The organism is Leifsonia soli (genome assembly GCF_013408745.1).
Lineage (GTDB): Bacteria > Actinomycetota > Actinomycetes > Actinomycetales > Microbacteriaceae > Leifsonia > Leifsonia soli.
Genome location: NZ_JACCBJ010000001.1, coordinates 2,866,180 through 2,880,603, shown reverse-complemented (window position 1 = coordinate 2,880,603; position 14,424 = coordinate 2,866,180). Strand labels below are relative to the sequence as shown.

18 protein-coding genes are annotated in these 14,424 nt (G+C 68.3%); 10 read left to right on the top strand and 8 right to left on the bottom strand.

Annotation, left to right across the window (positions count from 1 at the left end; genetic code table 11):
- The 5 genes from BJ963_RS13875 to BJ963_RS13855 form a co-directional block, all read right to left on the bottom strand.
- Entirely contained in the window at nt 1–906 is a 906-nt protein-coding gene (locus tag BJ963_RS13875) for a hypothetical protein (RefSeq protein WP_179457233.1), read from the bottom strand.
- Between the two features lie 25 nt (nt 907–931).
- A complete protein-coding gene (locus BJ963_RS19240; RefSeq protein WP_246298067.1) occupies nt 932–1,582 on the bottom strand; it encodes a hypothetical protein in 651 nt (216 codons plus the stop codon).
- A gap of 76 nt (nt 1,583–1,658) precedes the next feature.
- Nucleotides 1,659–3,179 carry an FAD-dependent oxidoreductase gene (locus BJ963_RS13865; RefSeq protein WP_179457232.1) on the bottom strand — a complete coding sequence of 507 codons (1,521 nt, stop codon included), beginning with the start codon at nt 3,177–3,179 and terminating at the stop codon, nt 1,659–1,661.
- Nucleotides 3,180–3,224: 45 nt separating this feature from the next.
- Nucleotides 3,225–3,506 (bottom strand): hypothetical protein, encoded by a 282-nt coding sequence (locus BJ963_RS13860; RefSeq protein WP_179457231.1) that lies wholly within the window; start codon nt 3,504–3,506, stop codon nt 3,225–3,227.
- A gap of 82 nt (nt 3,507–3,588) precedes the next feature.
- Nucleotides 3,589–3,927 carry a hypothetical protein gene (locus tag BJ963_RS13855; RefSeq protein ID WP_179457230.1) on the bottom strand — a complete coding sequence of 113 codons (339 nt, stop codon included), beginning with the start codon at nt 3,925–3,927 and terminating at the stop codon, nt 3,589–3,591.
- A gap of 105 nt (nt 3,928–4,032) precedes the next feature.
- Here BJ963_RS13855 and BJ963_RS13850 point away from each other — a divergent pair, with 105 nt between their 5' ends.
- The 3 genes from BJ963_RS13850 to BJ963_RS13840 all read left to right on the top strand — a co-directional run bounded on the left by BJ963_RS13850 (nt 4,033) and on the right by BJ963_RS13840 (nt 6,380).
- Complete coding sequence (locus BJ963_RS13850) at nt 4,033–4,644, top strand: flavodoxin family protein (RefSeq protein ID WP_179458156.1); 612 nt, start codon at nt 4,033–4,035, stop codon at nt 4,642–4,644.
- Nucleotides 4,645–4,720: 76 nt separating this feature from the next.
- On the top strand, nt 4,721–5,512 hold the full coding sequence (locus BJ963_RS13845) for a putative protein N(5)-glutamine methyltransferase (RefSeq protein WP_179457229.1): 792 nt from the start codon (nt 4,721–4,723) through the stop codon (nt 5,510–5,512).
- Nucleotides 5,513–5,564: 52 nt separating this feature from the next.
- Complete coding sequence (locus BJ963_RS13840; protein ID WP_179457228.1) at nt 5,565–6,380, top strand: TspO/MBR family protein; 816 nt, start codon at nt 5,565–5,567, stop codon at nt 6,378–6,380.
- A 405-nt stretch (nt 6,381–6,785) separates the two neighbouring features.
- On the opposite strand, the gene BJ963_RS13835 is transcribed toward BJ963_RS13840, so the two are convergent.
- Nucleotides 6,786–7,175, bottom strand: a complete 390-nt coding sequence (locus BJ963_RS13835; protein WP_179457227.1) for a hypothetical protein — start codon at nt 7,173–7,175, stop codon at nt 6,786–6,788.
- On the opposite strand from BJ963_RS13835, the gene BJ963_RS13830 reads away from it, so the two are divergent.
- The 6 genes from BJ963_RS13830 to BJ963_RS13805 all read left to right on the top strand — a co-directional run bounded on the left by BJ963_RS13830 (nt 7,119) and on the right by BJ963_RS13805 (nt 13,001).
- A complete protein-coding gene (locus BJ963_RS13830; protein ID WP_179457226.1) occupies nt 7,119–7,805 on the top strand; it encodes a hypothetical protein in 687 nt (228 codons plus the stop codon). The genes BJ963_RS13835 and BJ963_RS13830 overlap by 57 nt on opposite strands.
- Complete coding sequence (locus tag BJ963_RS13825; RefSeq protein ID WP_179457225.1) at nt 7,802–8,998, top strand: YcaO-like family protein; 1,197 nt, start codon at nt 7,802–7,804, stop codon at nt 8,996–8,998. Before BJ963_RS13830 ends, BJ963_RS13825 begins: the two co-directional genes overlap by 4 nt.
- 16 nt (nt 8,999–9,014) lie before the next feature.
- Nucleotides 9,015–9,821, top strand: a complete 807-nt coding sequence (locus tag BJ963_RS13820) for a SagB/ThcOx family dehydrogenase (RefSeq protein ID WP_179457224.1) — start codon at nt 9,015–9,017, stop codon at nt 9,819–9,821.
- Nucleotides 9,808–10,716 (top strand): ABC transporter ATP-binding protein, encoded by a 909-nt coding sequence (locus tag BJ963_RS13815; protein ID WP_218857093.1) that lies wholly within the window; start codon nt 9,808–9,810, stop codon nt 10,714–10,716. The genes BJ963_RS13820 and BJ963_RS13815 overlap by 14 nt, the downstream gene beginning before the upstream one ends.
- A gap of 5 nt (nt 10,717–10,721) precedes the next feature.
- Nucleotides 10,722–11,432 carry an ABC transporter permease gene (locus tag BJ963_RS13810; protein ID WP_179457222.1) on the top strand — a complete coding sequence of 237 codons (711 nt, stop codon included), beginning with the start codon at nt 10,722–10,724 and terminating at the stop codon, nt 11,430–11,432.
- 645 nt (nt 11,433–12,077) lie between these two features.
- Nucleotides 12,078–13,001 (top strand): AEC family transporter, encoded by a 924-nt coding sequence (locus tag BJ963_RS13805; protein ID WP_179457221.1) that lies wholly within the window; start codon nt 12,078–12,080, stop codon nt 12,999–13,001.
- 7 nt (nt 13,002–13,008) lie between these two features.
- Here the strand turns inward: BJ963_RS13805 and BJ963_RS13800 are convergent, their stop codons facing one another.
- Nucleotides 13,009–13,524, bottom strand: coding sequence for a tetratricopeptide repeat protein (locus BJ963_RS13800; RefSeq protein WP_179457220.1), 516 nt, complete (start codon nt 13,522–13,524; stop codon nt 13,009–13,011).
- 9 nt (nt 13,525–13,533) lie between these two features.
- A complete protein-coding gene (locus tag BJ963_RS13795; protein WP_343037285.1) occupies nt 13,534–14,067 on the bottom strand; it encodes a TOPRIM nucleotidyl transferase/hydrolase domain-containing protein in 534 nt (177 codons plus the stop codon).
- Nucleotides 14,068–14,132: 65 nt separating this feature from the next.
- Here BJ963_RS13795 and BJ963_RS13790 point away from each other — a divergent pair, with 65 nt between their 5' ends.
- Nucleotides 14,133–14,423: a hypothetical protein gene (locus BJ963_RS13790; protein ID WP_179457218.1), complete on the top strand. Its 291-nt coding sequence runs from the start codon at nt 14,133–14,135 to the stop codon at nt 14,421–14,423.
- Nucleotide 14,424: the final 1 nt, after the last annotated feature.

Here is a 14,424-nt window from a genome sequence, read left to right as displayed (position 1 = left end):
TCAGTCGTCGCGTGCGTCGCGCAGGGCCTTCTCCGCTTCGCGGACCGCTCGTTGCGCGTCCGACAGACGGGAGCGCAGCTCGCGTTCGGCGGCGCGTGTCTCGCTCAGGTCGTCCGTGATCCGCTGGAGGCGCCGTTGCAGCGCGTCGCGCTCGGACTCCAGGTCGCCGCGGTGATCCACCGTCTCGTCGAGCTCGTCGTCGACGGCCTCCGCGTCTTCGCGGGCGCGGGCGAGTACCTTCTCGGCGGCCCGGATGCGGCGCTGACGCTCCCGCCGTTCGCTCGGCGACTCGTCGGGCTCATCGGACTCGTCGGGCTCACCGGACTCGTCGGGCCCGGCTCCGGCCGATGTCTCGTCGCCCGCCTCGGCTGCACGGCCGCCGCCGCTCCCAGCCCGGCTCTTCGGGCGGCCCGGTCGCGGCGCGGGGAAGTCCTCGATGTCGATCGGCAGGGCGACGGCGTCCGAGACGTCCACCTGCTCGAGGCCGGTGGATTCCAGGGCGCGGATCAGCATCCCGCTGCGCACCGCCGCGGCTGCGGCCGGATCGATCACGGCTGCCTGAAGGGTCTCCTCGACCTCGCGCTGCACGGCCGGGCTGAGGTCCAGCCCCTCGGTGGCGCGCTGCAGCAGCCGCTGGCGTTCCTGTGTCAGTGCCCGGATCTCAGCGCGGTCGCGCGACGCGAAGGCGTCGCGCATCCGCGAGCCGATCTGCAGCACATCGCCGACCAGGTCGGGATGCTCACGGGTGAGCGCGTTGATGGCGGCCGCCGACGCCGACGGCTTGCGCAGCGTCTTGATCTGCTGGGCCGTCGACCGGTCGGCGCCCGCCGCGGCGGCGTTGCGGCGGGCGATGAAGTCGGCCGGTGCCACCGAGTACAGCTTGCCGGCCACCTCCCGCAGGTCCATGCGGCGAGTGTACGCGCGGGAGGGGTCAGACGCGGGGTCCCTTTGCGGCCTTGACCGCCGCGAAGTACGCGCTCGAGGGGCGCAGCCACATCAGCACGACCGCGACGATCGTCGCGAGCACCTGCAGGAGCCCCGTGCCGAATCCGGTGAGCAGGTTCAGCAGCGAGAGGACGGTGAGCACCGTGAGCACGATGCGCGCCCAGTTCGCTCCGCGACGCATGAAGTAGGCGAAGAGGACGAACACGATGGCCCAGAAGATCAGTGTGACGATCGACCACGTCACCAGGAAGGTGACGGAGGCGTCCGCGACCTGCTGCGCCGTGAGGCCCTTGAGGTCGCCGCCCTGCTGCTCGATGATGCGCACCTGGTCCGCGCGCGAGCCCGAGACGACGGCGATCGTGATGATGCCGCTGACCACGCTCAGCACCGCGCCGACGATGTACAGCCAGAAGGCGATGTTGACCGTGGTCGGGGGTGCAGTCGGCGCGACCGTCGAGGCGCCGGCTGCTCCTGCGGCCGGGGGGCTGCTCGGAGGGGGCGGCGGTGCGGCGGGGAAGCCCTGGCTGGGCGGCGGCGGAGGAGGGGTCGGGTCGGATGCCGGCGGCGGGCTGACCGGCTCGCCTGCCCCGGTGGGTCCGGCGGGGCGCGGTGTGCTCTCGTCGTCTGGATTCGTCATGCCGCGACCCTACTCCCGGGCGGATCGGGCTGACTAGGCCCGGCCTGGGCGCCGCGGTGCGCTCGGGGGCGGCTCGTCAGGCGCCGGTCTCCGCCGGCCGCGCGGCGGGAGCGGGCGAGAGCGGCTGGGTGGCCGGCCCCTCCAGCACTGTGCCGTCTGGGGCGAAGCGTGACCCGTGCAGCGGGCAGTCCCACGACAGCTCGGCGTCGTTCCAGCGCACCACGCCGCCGAGGTGAGTGCACACGGCGGTGAGCGCGCACGTCGTCCCGTCGACCGTCGAGACGGCCACCGGCGTCCGGCCGCGGCGGCCGACCGTTCCGGTGCCCTCGGCGACCGGCTCGTCGCCGACCTCGGGAGCGGTCTGCGCGGACGCCCATTCCGTCACGGCGGCCTTGCCGACTCCCGCGTTCATCGCGACGCCCGAGGCGATGTCGGCCGGCCGGGTGACCCGGTGGTGCATCACCCGCGCCCACTCCAGCGTCTCCCCGGTCAGGTCGGCGGTGAGGCTGAGTGCGGAGGCGATGGCGTTCGTCATCCCCCACTTGTCGTAGCCGGTCGCGAGGTAGACGCGGCCGCGTCCCCGCGGAAGCCAGCCGACGAACGGGATGCGGTTGGCCGACCGGTAGTCCTGCGCCGCCCACCAGTGCGTGCGTTCCGCCCCCGGGAAGGTGCGCTCGGCCCACGTGGTCAGGTCGGCGAGCTTCTCGGCCGGGGAGTCCGCCCGTCCGGCGGGGTGCCCGTTGCCGCCGACGAGGAGCAGTCGGCTGCCGTCCGCCGCCGTCGCGGTGCGGAGCGAGCGGGTGGGCGCGTCGGCCGAGAGGTACATCGCCTCCGGGATGTCGCCGGGCACCCGGAAGGCCGTGACGTAGGAGCGCGTCGGCTCGACCTTCGCGAAGTACAGCCCGCGGTCGAGGATGGGCGTGCCGGTCGCGAGGACGACCTGGTCGGCGCGGGAGGTTCCGGAGGTGCTGGTGACCACCGCTGGTTTCGCGGCGGACACGTCGGTGACGCGTTCGCCCTCCACGATCCGGCCGCCGAGCCGCCGGAACTCGGCTGCGAGGGCGGCAAGCACCCTCAGCGGGTGTACCTGCGCCTGGCCGCCCAGGGTCAGTGCGCCCTCCACCGGGAACGGGAGCTCGGTGGTGCGCTCCTCGACGGCGTCGAGTCCCGCCACACGCGCGGCGGCGAGTTCCGCATCCAGCTTGTCCAGCCCGTCGAGCGTCGTCGCGTAGGTGACGGCGTCCCGCGTCTCATACGGAACGGCCTGCTCCTCCAGGAAGTCGAGCAGCCAGCCCTGTCCGGCCGAGTTGCCGTCGACGTACGCGCAGAGCACGGCCTCGGAGGCATGACGGCGGATGGAGGAGAGCGTCGTGCCCTGCAGCAGGCTCACCTTCCCGGTGGTGTTGCCGGTGGTGACCGCGCCGACGCTGCGCGCTTCGAGCACCAGAACGCGCATGCCCGAACGGGCCAGCATGAGGGCGGTCGCGAGTCCGGTCAGGCCGCCGCCGACGACGATGGTGTCGTAACGCCCGTCCCATTCGAACGCGTCGGTCGGGATGGGCGGGGAGGTCTCGAGCCAGAGGGACGTCGTCGACATGACACGAGCATCCCCCGTCGACGACCCGGTGGGAAGCGGTTGACTTCAGGCCAGCGAGTCGAAGTCGAACCAGAACGCGTCGTCGTCGTCCTCTCCGGCGACCGCTCCGGAAGCGACGGGGTCGCGCGGGATGGTGGCGGTCTCGATCCGCACGCGCGTCTGCGCGGTGACGAAGATCTCGCTGGGGGGCCTGCTGGACTGCGAGATGGAGACGAAGTCGCCGTCGTTCCTGCTCGCCTGGACGATCCGGGCCTTCAGCTCCTCGACCGGAGCACGGTCGACGAAGGTGAACCTCAGGTCGTCGATGTAGACGTGGAACACCTGCATGAACCTCTCCCGGTCGTCGTTTCCTGCCCGATAGTACGCGGCCCTCCGCGTTGTGCCAGCCCGGCCCCGGCTTCGGAGCCGCTCAGAGCAGGTCGAGGTCGACGTCCGGGATGTCCTCCGTCCCGTGCTCGACGAAGGTCGCCCGCTGCGGCGCGAGGGCCGCGATGCGGTGCTCGAACTCCGCGACGAACGACTCGTCGCGGAGCTCGGCGCCGGAGTACTCGGCGTCCTCCGCCAGCATCTGGCTGGCCGGGCCGAGGAGCAGCAGGACCTCCCCGGTGCCTCCCGAGTCCACCACCACGGGGGCGTGGATCTCGGCGGCGGCGTTGTTCTGCGCCAGCGCGGCGGCGAAGCGCACGATGACGTCGGCGATGTCGTCTCCGGTGAGGAGGGAACCGCTCGCATAGTGGATGCGCTTCATCACCAATCCATACGGTCATCTGACCGAAAGGTCAAGGCGTGCCGAGCGGCCCTTGCGGACGAGAACGGGTGCGCGTTCACTCGCGACATGACCGACCAGACCAGCATGACCGACCAGACCAGACCGTTGACCGCGCTCGCCCTCGTCTGCACGCTGAAGCCGTCGCCGGGCGAGTCGAGCAGTCAGCTGCTGGCGCGCCAGCTTCTGGACGAGCTGGCCACCCACGATGTGACCGGCACCGCGGTGCGCCTCGTCGACTACGACATCAAGCCCGGAGTGGAGCTCGACGAGGGCGACGGCGACCAGTGGCCGCACATCCGCGAGCAGATCATCGCCTCGGACATTCTTCTCATCGTCACCCCGACCTGGATGGGCCACCTCTCGTCGGTGGCGCAGCGGGCGCTGGAGCGCCTGGACGCCGAGCTCTCCGAGACGGACGACGACGGGCGGCCCCTCGTGGAGGGCAAGGTGGGCATCGTCGGCGTCGTGGGCAATGAGGACGGCGCGCACGCCATCATCGCCGACATCTTCCAGGGCCTCAACGACGTCGGCTTCAGCATCCCGTCGCAGGGCGCGACGTACTGGAACGGCGAGGCCATGCAGACCGTCGACTACAAGGACCTCGACGGGACGCCCGAGTCGGTGACGAGCACGAACGCCGTCGTGGCGAAGAACGCCGCCCACCTGGCCAGGCTGCTGGCCCAGCGCCCGTACTGACGGCGCTGTACTGACCGCGCTGTACTGACCGCGCTTTACTGACCGCGCCTCGGCTCGGCCCGGCTAGCATTGCCGCGTGCCCCAACCCGACACCCGGATCGTCGCGCGCCTTCGGGCAGCGGGATGCGTCTTCGCCGAGGAGGAGGCGCGCCTGCTGATCGAGGCGGCCGGAACCCCCGAAGAGCTCGACGACCTGGTGTCGCGGCGCGTCGCGGGAGAGCCGCTGGAGCCGCTGCTCGGCTGGGTCGGATTCTGCGGGCTGCGGCTGCAGGTCGACCCGGGGGTGTTCGTGCCGCGGCGGCGCACCGAACTGCTCGCGCGCCGGGCTGCGGATTTCGCCGCTGCGGCGGTCGAGACGTCCGGGACCGCCGTCGTGGTCGACCTGTGCTGCGGTGTCGGCGCGATCGGTGCGGTGGTGGCGGACCGCGTTCCGGCGGCCGAGGTCGTCGCTTCCGACCTGGATCCGGTCGCCGTCGGGTGCGCCCGGCGCAACCTCCCCGGCGGTCGCGTCTTCGCGGGCGACCTCTTCTCGGCGCTTCCGTCCGAGCTGCGCGGCCGTGTCGACGTCCTCGCGGTCAACGCGCCTTATGTGCCGACGGACGCCATCGCCCTCATGCCGCCGGAAGCGCGCGACCACGAGCCGGGCATGGCGCTCGACGGCGGCGCGGACGGCCTCGACATCCACCGGCGGATCGCCGCGGAGGCCGGTGGGTGGCTCGCACCGGGCGGCGTTCTCCTGATCGAGGCGGGGGAGGAGCAGGCGGCCGTCTCGGCTGCCCTGTTCGGCGCAGCCGGACTTCGCCCGCGCATCGAATCGGACGACGACCTGGGCGCGACGGTGGTCGTGGCGTCCGCGCCATCCGCCTAGCGCTCCGCCGCATCCCTTCACCGCCGCGGACGACGGGACTATTGTGCGTGCCATGAGCACGCTCGCCGCCGCGCGGCCCATGCCGGCCGACCGCGTCCGTCAGTCCCTCGTCATCGCCGGCACCGTCGTGGCCCTGATCGGTGCGGTCGTCGGCTCCGGGTTCGCCGGAGGGACCCCCATCCCCGAGGTCGCGGGCGGCGCTCTCAGTGCGGATGCGACGCTGCTGGCCCCCGCCGGCCCCGCGTTCGCGATCTGGTCGGTGATCTACGGCGGCCTCGTCGCCTACGCGATCTGGCAGGCGCTGCCCTCGCAGGCGGCCCGCGACCGCCAGCGCCGCGCGGGATTCTGGGTGCTCGCCTCCCTGCTCCTGAACGCCGCCTGGATTCTGTCCGTCCAGGCAGGGCAGCTCGCGCTCTCGGTGATCGCCATCGCCGCGCTGCTCGTCGTGCTGATCGTCGCTTTCGTCGTCCTGCGCCGTCACCCGGGCGATTCGACGGCGGACGCCGTGCTCCTGGACGGTGTGATGGGCCTCTACCTGGGCTGGGTGATGGTGGCGACCGTCGCGAACATCACGTCGCTGCTGCAGGTGGCCGGCTTCGACGGCTTCGGGGGCAGCCCGCACGGCTGGGCGATCGCCCTGCTCGCGATCTTCGCGGTCATCGGCTGTGCTCTCGCGGTCTGGGACGGCGGCCGCTTCGCTCCTGCCATCGCCTCCGCGTGGGGTCTGGCCTGGATCGGCGTCTCGCGCCTGACCGGCTCCCTCCTCTCTGCGCCGGTCGCCATCACGGCCTTCGCCGCGGCGCTGCTGCTGCTCCTGGTCGCCCTGGCCGTGCGGGTGGCCCGGCCGTCGCGCCGCGCCCGCACCTGACGGGTTGACGCGGACTTCACATCCCCTCGGACGCTCCTGAACGTTGGACCGGTCGCGGGTCCGCAGGTACGTTCGGCTCGGCGATGCGAGGTCGCGAGGCGAGGCGCTGGACCTCTTCCAGCTGCGGAGACATTGCGCGCTGGTCACTCAGTTGCCGCTTTAGGTGGTCACGGTCATCGCGCTTCCGCCAGTCGGCCGCTCACACCCAGCTCTCGCCGTCGATCTCTTGCCGGTGCACGTCGCGCATGTGCGCGCAGGAGAGCCGTGGCTCGCATCAAAAATAATGCGTGTATATATTCATTGCTTAAACGCGAAAAACAAAATAATGTGCATCTGACGGATCGAAAACTGCGATCCCGATCATCCCCGCGCGGGACGATCCCGTATCACGTGAAAGGAAGAAGCTCAGATGAACTCCACGACCGTGGCAATGACGCCGCACTCAGCGTTCGAGAAGCTGGAATTCGACATGATCGGCCCGGCGCCGGATACGTACACCATGGACTTCTCGCTGTGCACGTCGACGACGACCACTACCTGTGTCGGAGGAAAGAAGCCGAATTGAGCGAACAACTCCGGCTTGCTCCGGGGGTCGGATGGTGCGATTTCCGCGACGGCCTGTACGTCGTCCGGGATCGCACCCTCCTTCGGTTCTCGGACCATCCCGCCGTTAGGACTGTCTTCGAGCGACTCGCTTCCCGAACCACTGTGGCGGAACTCGCCCGCGAGTTTCCCGCCTTGGACACGACGGAACTGGTTGAACGGCTTCTGAGCGTCGGCGTCGTCGTCACACATCCCGCGCGCCCACGCGAATCGACTCCCGGACTCGCAACCACCTACGACTTCGCGATCGACGAAGCGCGCAACGTTCGAACGGCGGTCATCAGCGACGATGATCAGCTCCGCGAACGCGTCGAGGTCACGTTGGCGACGCTGCCCGACATGGAGGTTGGTTCAGACGCCGCTGACGTCTCGATCATCATCGCTTCACGTCCGGCTGAACTGGCCAGACTCAGCTCAGAGGCATGGAAGGGCGGGTTCGTTCATCTGCCGCTTCGGCAAGGAAACGGTCGGATTCTCACCGTGGGCCCATTGGCAATTCCCCCGTTGACGGCCTGCTTGGACTGCGTGCTTCTTCGCGAGGGAGGGACGACGCAGTGGGCGAATGAGCACTGGGAACTCGCTCACTCAGAACGTTCGACGCTCGACTGGGCTTCGGGTGATCCGGAGCTTGCGACCCACCTCGCAGGCCGGATGGTTCACCGAGCTCTTGTTGACCGCGATGACGACGCGATTGGACACGTGAGCGTCCTCAACTCGATCGACCTGACCTTGTATACGTCGCGCGTTTGGAGTGTGCCGAGATGTCCGACTTGTTCCGTGATCGAAACCTACTCGACGGCCTATCCGTGGTTGCGCCCATGACGATCGAGGAAGGGCTCATCTCGCCAGACCTCGGGGTCATCTCCGGGGTCCGGCAGACGCGGGGGCGACCGGGCACCATCTCCGCCCCTGCTGTCATGATGAGCATGCCGAAGCTCGCCACATGGACGAAGTCCGACGCGCCTGACCGCCCGGCTACTGGGTTCGGCTTCTCAGCATCCAGGTTGATCGGGTCCGGAACCGGTGAAGTCGTCGAACGGTACTCGGCGGCCATAGTGCCAGACGACTTGCCCGACATATCGCACGACCGTCGAGTGGACATTGAAAGATGGATTCCCTTTTCAGATCGGCAGTACGCCCGGTCCGGGTTTCCTTTCATCGACCCGAGAACAACGGAGATCAAGTATGTCTGGGCGTTCGATCCAGTCGAAGGTTCGAGCGTCGGAGTGCCCGCCGACCTCGTCTACCTCCGCGCCACCGGTGAGGAGTGGTGCACGATCAGTTCCAACGGACTCGCCGCGCATCGTTCTGCCGGCGCGGCCGCACGAGCCGCCGTCTTTGAGCTGATCGAACGCGACAGCTTTCTTCGTTCGTGGTACGGAGGGCTGAGCCATCCTGTGCTCGAAGCTGGAACCCTTCTCGCTGAGGCCGATGGCCGATGGGGGCTGTCGCCGTCGCTCCTCGACTTGATACGGCGAGTGGTTCGCTCTGCAGTTTCACTCACCCTCGTGAAGATGCCCGCAGCCGGCGGCCTCTTCGGAGTCTTGGCCTGCGCTCGCTCGTCACGTATCGGGCTCGCCGTTGGATGCGCAGCTAAGCCGACGATGGCCGAAGCGGTCCACTCAGCGATCGTCGAAGCGGTGCAAACCTACAACTGGGCACTCACTATGTCGCCTGGAACTGCCGCCTCCGGAATTGACTCACTCGAGTCTCACATTGCCTTTCATTCCAACCCAGCGAACGCTCCGGCCAGTCGATTCATCGACAGTGGAAGCCGGACAAACCTCGCGACGTTCTTGTCCGGCGTGCCGGTCAGTCTCGAAGGCGCGATCAACCGTTGTCATGAGGCGGGGTGGTCGATCTACCTGGCGGACGTGACCTCATCTGATGCGCGAAAGGCGGGCTGGCACGTCATTCGTGCTCTCAGCCCGCAGGCGGCAACCCTCGATGTGACAGAGATCCACGAGCGGCAGCATCGGAATCTCGTCACCACCGCTCCCCATCCGTTCCCCTGAGCAGAGGGAGTCCACGATGAACGACACCTTTCGTCCTTTGCCTCGGCCCCGGCTTGACGACCCTGCTGAGAATTTTCTCGTCGCCTCCAAAATGAGCGGCCTGGTCAGCGCATCGTACTCGGAAGCGTACGGGTACGAATTCGCCACTGACACCGAGGCCCTCGGACGTTTTGGAATCCCGTCAACGATCGAAGGGCGCGGCCAACGGACAGTGTCGACTTGCAAGCACGTGTCGTCACCGATGCCTCTCGTTGACGCGCTTCGCCTGCGGAGTTCGGCCAGCGCCTTCGCGCCCGAGCAATCGATTCCTCAAGGCTCCCTCTTCCGCATCCTGGATGAGTCTGTCGGCATAAGTAGCGAATTCGGCCGAGGGACGCCATCGCCTGGCAAGCTCTACCCGCTTGACTTCTTCGTGATCGTTCTGAATGTCGACGGACTTGAACCGGGCTTCTATGGCTACGACACCTTCCGTCGAGAACTGGTCGCGATGGCCATCTCCGCGCCGCCGAGGGAGTGGCTCCATGGAGTGCTTGCGTACCAACGGCTGGCCGAAACTGCCGCGTTCCATGTTTTCGTGGCCGCCTCGTTCGATCGGGTGCGCGTGAAGTACGGACAGCGGTCCTATCGCTTCGCACTTTTGGAAGCCGGGCACTCGATCCAGAGCATGATTCTGCTCGCCGTTGCCGAGAACCTCGCTTCCTGTAGCGTCGGCGGATATTTCGACCAGATGGTCGACGATGAACTGGGTCTGAACGGCATCGACCAGACCGTCATTCACGGCGCCTCGTTCGGACGCCCGCAGGTGACCCGTGTCAGTGATTGAGTGGAACGCCGTCACGAAGAAGTTCGGACGGGTCCAAGCCCTCGATGGTTTCTCTCTCCGCGTTGGCGCGGGAGTTCACTGCTTGCTTGGAGCAAACGGTGCGGGCAAGTCCACAGCGCTCTCTGTGCTCACGGGGGCGCGTCGGCCGGACGAAGGGTCAGTGACGGTCGATGGGATCGTCGTTCGTCGCGGCGGCATGGCGGCACGTGCCGTGGGAAGCCAGCCTCAGAGTGTTTCCTTCCCGCAGACACTCAAGGTTCGCGAGGTGGTTGATTTCGTGGGTCGCCATTACCCAGATCGGCTGTCGACAACGGAGGTGTTGGCCGCGGTCGGCCTGGAGCACTGTGCAGATCGATTGTGCGGTGGGCTCAGCGGTGGAGAAACGCGCAGATTGGGACTTGCGTGTGCGCTCGTCGGCCGATCTCGAGTGGTCATCCTCGACGAGCCGGTCGCCGGACTGGACCGCGACGGACAGGAGCTTCTGCACAAGCTGATTCGTCAACGCGGCGAGGCCGGCGACGTCGTCATCGTCAGCTCCCACGACCTTCTCGAAATCGAGTCGATCGCGGACCGGCTTTCGCTCGTCGCCCACGGGCGCGTGGTGGCAACGGGATCGGTCGATGACATCCGAGGCGGCCTCCGATGGCGACGTGTCGAGTTCGATGGCGACCACGATCCGACCCGCGCTGCGGTGTCGCAGATCGACCCGAATGGAACCGTCGAGGAGCTCCGTCCAGGATCCGGGCGTCCTTCGCGTATTTCGGTTCTGACCTACGACGCCGATGCCGTCGCACGGTACGTACTCGAAACCTGGTCGCACCCCAGGATCAACGTGCGAGAACCGTCGCTCGCCGAGGCCGTCGACGCGCTCGCTAGCATCGGAATCGAACGATGAGACGGATGTTCGGCTTCGTCCGCATCAGTATCGTCGAACTCATCCGGCTGCCCTCGTTCCTTCTGCCGCTGGCGATCTTTCCCACACTGCTCTACGTGACCATCGGATTGCGACAATCCGGAGACCGGTCGCTCATCATGCTCGGCTACTGCGCTTTCGCCATTCTTGGCACGATGATGTTCCAGTTCGGCGTCGGTGTCGCCACCAGTCGAAACGAACCCTGGAGCATCTATGTACAGACGTTGCCGGGCAGAGCCTCGGAACGGCTTGCAGCCATGCTCATCTCCGGCGTGGCGTTCTCGGCGACCTTCTGTCTCCCCGTAATCGTCACCGGACTGGCCTCGTCGCACACAACGCTCACGCTCTCACCGAACGTCGTGCTCGTCGCCTTCGCGCTCATCTTCGGCGCGGTGTCGCTCGGCCTCCTGGGTCTCGCCCTCGGCTACTGGCTGCCGGCACGGGGCGCTGTGGCTATCGCGAACATCGTGTACTTCCCGCTCTCGTTCGCCGGCGGCCTCTTCGGCCCTATCAACGACGGCATGCTAGCGACGATCCACCCGTGGATTCCGACGGGCGCCTGGATGGACCTCCTGTATGCCGCCACTTTCAGTGTGATCGCGCCTGTTCCGCTCACCATCCTGAGCCTCTATGCCGTCCTCTTCGGCGTCGCAGCCACCGTGGGCTATCGCCGCGTAGAACGGACGGTGTTCGCGTGACGATCACTCCAGGCACCCCGTGCTGGTGGGAACTTCGGGCCGACGACGTTGTTGCCGCGACTGCGTACTACGCGCGTCGCTTCGGCTGGACGTACAGGTCGAAACCGGCTCGGGCTGAGTACTGCGTTGCACTCGACACCGAGGGATCAGAGATCGGGGCGATCGGTCCAAAGGTTTTCGGCTTGACGCAGACCACGGCCTGGGCAACGTTCCTGCACAGTCCGGTTCTCGAGGACTCGCTTGCGCTCACCATTCGCAACGGTGGCCGAGTTCTCACGCCTCCGGTCGAATTGGGAGAGCTCGGAGCGTTTGCAGTCATTTCTGACGCCGTCGGCGCGACAGTTGGATTGTGGCAGGGCCTCACCATGCCTGGGGTCCAGCCATCCCTCGGTCCCGGCCCCGCGCGGATCGCGACAAGCGCGCTGCTCACGCCGGACCCGTCGGCTAGCGAGTCGTTCTACTCGCACGTTTTCGACGCGAAGCCCACGATCGTTTCGTCACCAGGGTCGAGGTCTCACTGGTCGCCGCTGTTCGCCAGCGCTCAGACCGCGACTCGTGGGGGTCCTGTTGGCTGTGAAGGGGAATCCATCCGCTTCCTCGCGGTCTAAGCGACGCGGCTCCCACGCCCTCCCGTACGCTGGACCCGTGGGCGGCGTACTGACCGGGTTCGGGATCATCGCCTTCGTGATCCTCGTCGGCTACATCGCCGGCCGGATGCGGATCGGCGGTCCGACCGCCCCGTTCGTGCTGAACCGGATCGCGTTCTTCGTGACGAATCCCGCTCTGCTGTTCGTCACGCTCGCGCACGCGGACCTGCGGGTCGTGTTCTCGACCCAGCTGCTCGTCGCCGCGATCGCGGCCGTCGCGTCGGCCGCCGTGTTCGTGGCGCTCTCCCGCGCGTTCTTCCGGTCGCCCGCGCCCGAGACGACCATCGGAGCGCTGGGCGCGGGATACGTCAACGCCAACAACATCGGCATCCCGGTCGCCGTCTACGTGCTGGGCAGTGCCTCGTACGTCGCGCCGGTCCTGCTCCTCCAGCTCATCGTGTTCGCACCGATCGCGCTCACCGTTCTCGACACCACCAGCCGCGGGGCGATGTCGGTGCGCTCGATCCTGACCCAGCCCATCCGCAACCCGATGATCATCGCGTCGGTGCTCGGCATCCTCGTCGACCTGAGCGGCATCCAGCTGCCGGATGCCGTGTACCAGCCGTTCGAGCTGCTGGGCGGCGCCGCGGTCCCGCTCGTGCTGATGGCGTTCGGGATGTCGCTGGTCGGCTCGAAGCCGCTGCAGGCGGGCACCGGCCGCACCCCGATCGTCGTGGCCGTCGCGCTCAAGTCGGCGGTGATGCCGCTGCTGGCCTTCCTGGTGGCCCGGTTCGTCTTCGGCCTCGACGGGCAGGCGCTGTTCGCGGCTGTCGCGCTCGCCGCGCTCCCCACCGCGCAGAACGTCTACAACTTCGCCGCGCGCTACGAGCGGGGGATGCCGGTCGCGCGCGACATCGTGCTGTTCACGACGATCTTCGCCGTGCCATCCCTGCTGGTGATCGCGGCGCTCCTGGCGCCCTGACCGTCGCTCAGTGGTCGGCGTCGAGCGATCGCAGGTAGTCGGCGTTGCCGCGGATGGCCGCCTCGTAGCGCAGCAGATCCGGGGTGCGGATGCGGTCGGCGGCCAGCTCCATCAGCTCGGCGACCGCGCCGTCGCTGCGCCCGGCCGCATGCAGCGAGAGGGCGTGCCAGACGAGAACGGACTCCGACTCCGGGAACAGCTCGCGCGCACGGTCGAGCAGGGCGAGCGACTCGTCGAAGCGGCCCAGGTTGCGGAGCGTGCTTCCGTACTGGAGCAGGCAGCGCCGCAGCGTGTCGCCCTCAAGGCCGGCGTCGAGGGCCCGCTCGTAGTATTCCGCCGCCGTCTGCTCCTCGCCCGCGGTGTCGTACGCGCCGCCCACTTCGTAGAGCACGTGCGGATCGGAGGGATGCTCGGCCAGCACGGCACGCAGCGCGGTGATCGTCGGCGCCATATCGTCGCGATCCCGGGCGTCGAACAGATCCTTGAGTCGCTGCAGCAGCGCGGGGTCGGTCGTCTCAGGCACCCGCCCACCCTACTGGCCCGCTCCGATCACACCGCGGAGTGGCGCGGGCAGCTCGTGCGCGGCGAGCTCTGCCGTGAGCACGGCCCCGTAGTGCTCCTTGCGGCCGGAGGTCGTGCCGAAGAAGCGGTGCAGCTGCTGGTCGAGCGACCGCACGCGCTGGGCGGGCTGCTGCTGGAACATCCGGAACAGCCGGAGGTCGCCCTCCCGCTCGAGCACCTCCTCCGTCCGCCGGTGCCCGAGAGCGCGGAGCAGCTCGGCCTCGAGGTCGGGCCGGCACACGAACACCGCGTCGACGGCCAGGCCGGCGCGCTCGAAGAAGCGCACCTCCGCCGCGTCGCAGAGCCCGCGCAGCCGCAGCCCGGCGTCCCGGCCGAGCTCCGCGGCGAACCGGCGCACGCTCATCGCACCGCCCATGGGCACGACCGCGACTCCGCCGGCCGCCAGATCGACGTCGAGGATGCGCGCGGCGGCGAGCACGGCCGCCCGGTCGCTCGCGCCCTCGACCAGGATCGCCGTGCTGACATCCACCCACTGTCCGGCCACGGTCACATTGTGCCCTCGCCGTCGACCCCTGTCGCGGTCGCTGCGCCGCGCGTACGGTGCGAACCATGAAGATCATCACCTTTGCCGCAGGAGTAGCCGTCGGCTTCATCATCGGATCGCGCGCCGGACGCGGCGCGTACGAGGACCTGCGCCGCAAGTGGCGCGGATTCGCCGACTCAGACACCGTTCAGCACGTGAAGGGCGACGTCAAGGACTTCGCCGGACGTGCGGCGTCCGACGTCGGAGACAAGGTCAGCGAGACCGTCAGCAAGGTCACCGAGAAGGCGACCTCCAAGATCGACGAGGTCACGGGCAAGAGCGGGAACGGCTCCGCCTCGGCGTCGCCCACCGCCTGAG

Bases quoted from the DNA above. Each gene is read 5' to 3' on its own strand.
- BJ963_RS13840 (WP_179457228.1), top strand. From the start codon at position 5,565: ATGAGCACGCTCGCCGCCGCGCGGCCCATGCCGGCCGACCGCGTCCGT.
- BJ963_RS13875 (WP_179457233.1), bottom strand. From the start codon at position 906: ATGGACCTGCGGGAGGTGGCCGGCAAGCTGTACTCGGTGGCACCGGCC.
- BJ963_RS13820 (WP_179457224.1), top strand. From the start codon at position 9,015: ATGAACGACACCTTTCGTCCTTTGCCTCGGCCCCGGCTTGACGACCCT.
- BJ963_RS13850 (WP_179458156.1), top strand. From the start codon at position 4,033: ATGACCGACCAGACCAGACCGTTGACCGCGCTCGCCCTCGTCTGCACG.
- BJ963_RS13810 (WP_179457222.1), top strand. From the start codon at position 10,722: ATGTTCGGCTTCGTCCGCATCAGTATCGTCGAACTCATCCGGCTGCCC.
- BJ963_RS13855 (WP_179457230.1), bottom strand. From the start codon at position 3,927: ATGAAGCGCATCCACTATGCGAGCGGTTCCCTCCTCACCGGAGACGAC.
- BJ963_RS13790 (WP_179457218.1), top strand. From the start codon at position 14,133: ATGAAGATCATCACCTTTGCCGCAGGAGTAGCCGTCGGCTTCATCATC.
- BJ963_RS13825 (WP_179457225.1), top strand. From the start codon at position 7,802: ATGACGATCGAGGAAGGGCTCATCTCGCCAGACCTCGGGGTCATCTCC.
- BJ963_RS13865 (WP_179457232.1), bottom strand. From the start codon at position 3,179: ATGTCGACGACGTCCCTCTGGCTCGAGACCTCCCCGCCCATCCCGACC.
- BJ963_RS13860 (WP_179457231.1), bottom strand. From the start codon at position 3,506: ATGCAGGTGTTCCACGTCTACATCGACGACCTGAGGTTCACCTTCGTC.
- BJ963_RS13835 (WP_179457227.1), bottom strand. From the start codon at position 7,175: ATGTGTGACGACGACGCCGACGCTCAGAAGCCGTTCAACCAGTTCCGT.
- BJ963_RS19240 (WP_246298067.1), bottom strand. From the start codon at position 1,582: ATGACGAATCCAGACGACGAGAGCACACCGCGCCCCGCCGGACCCACC.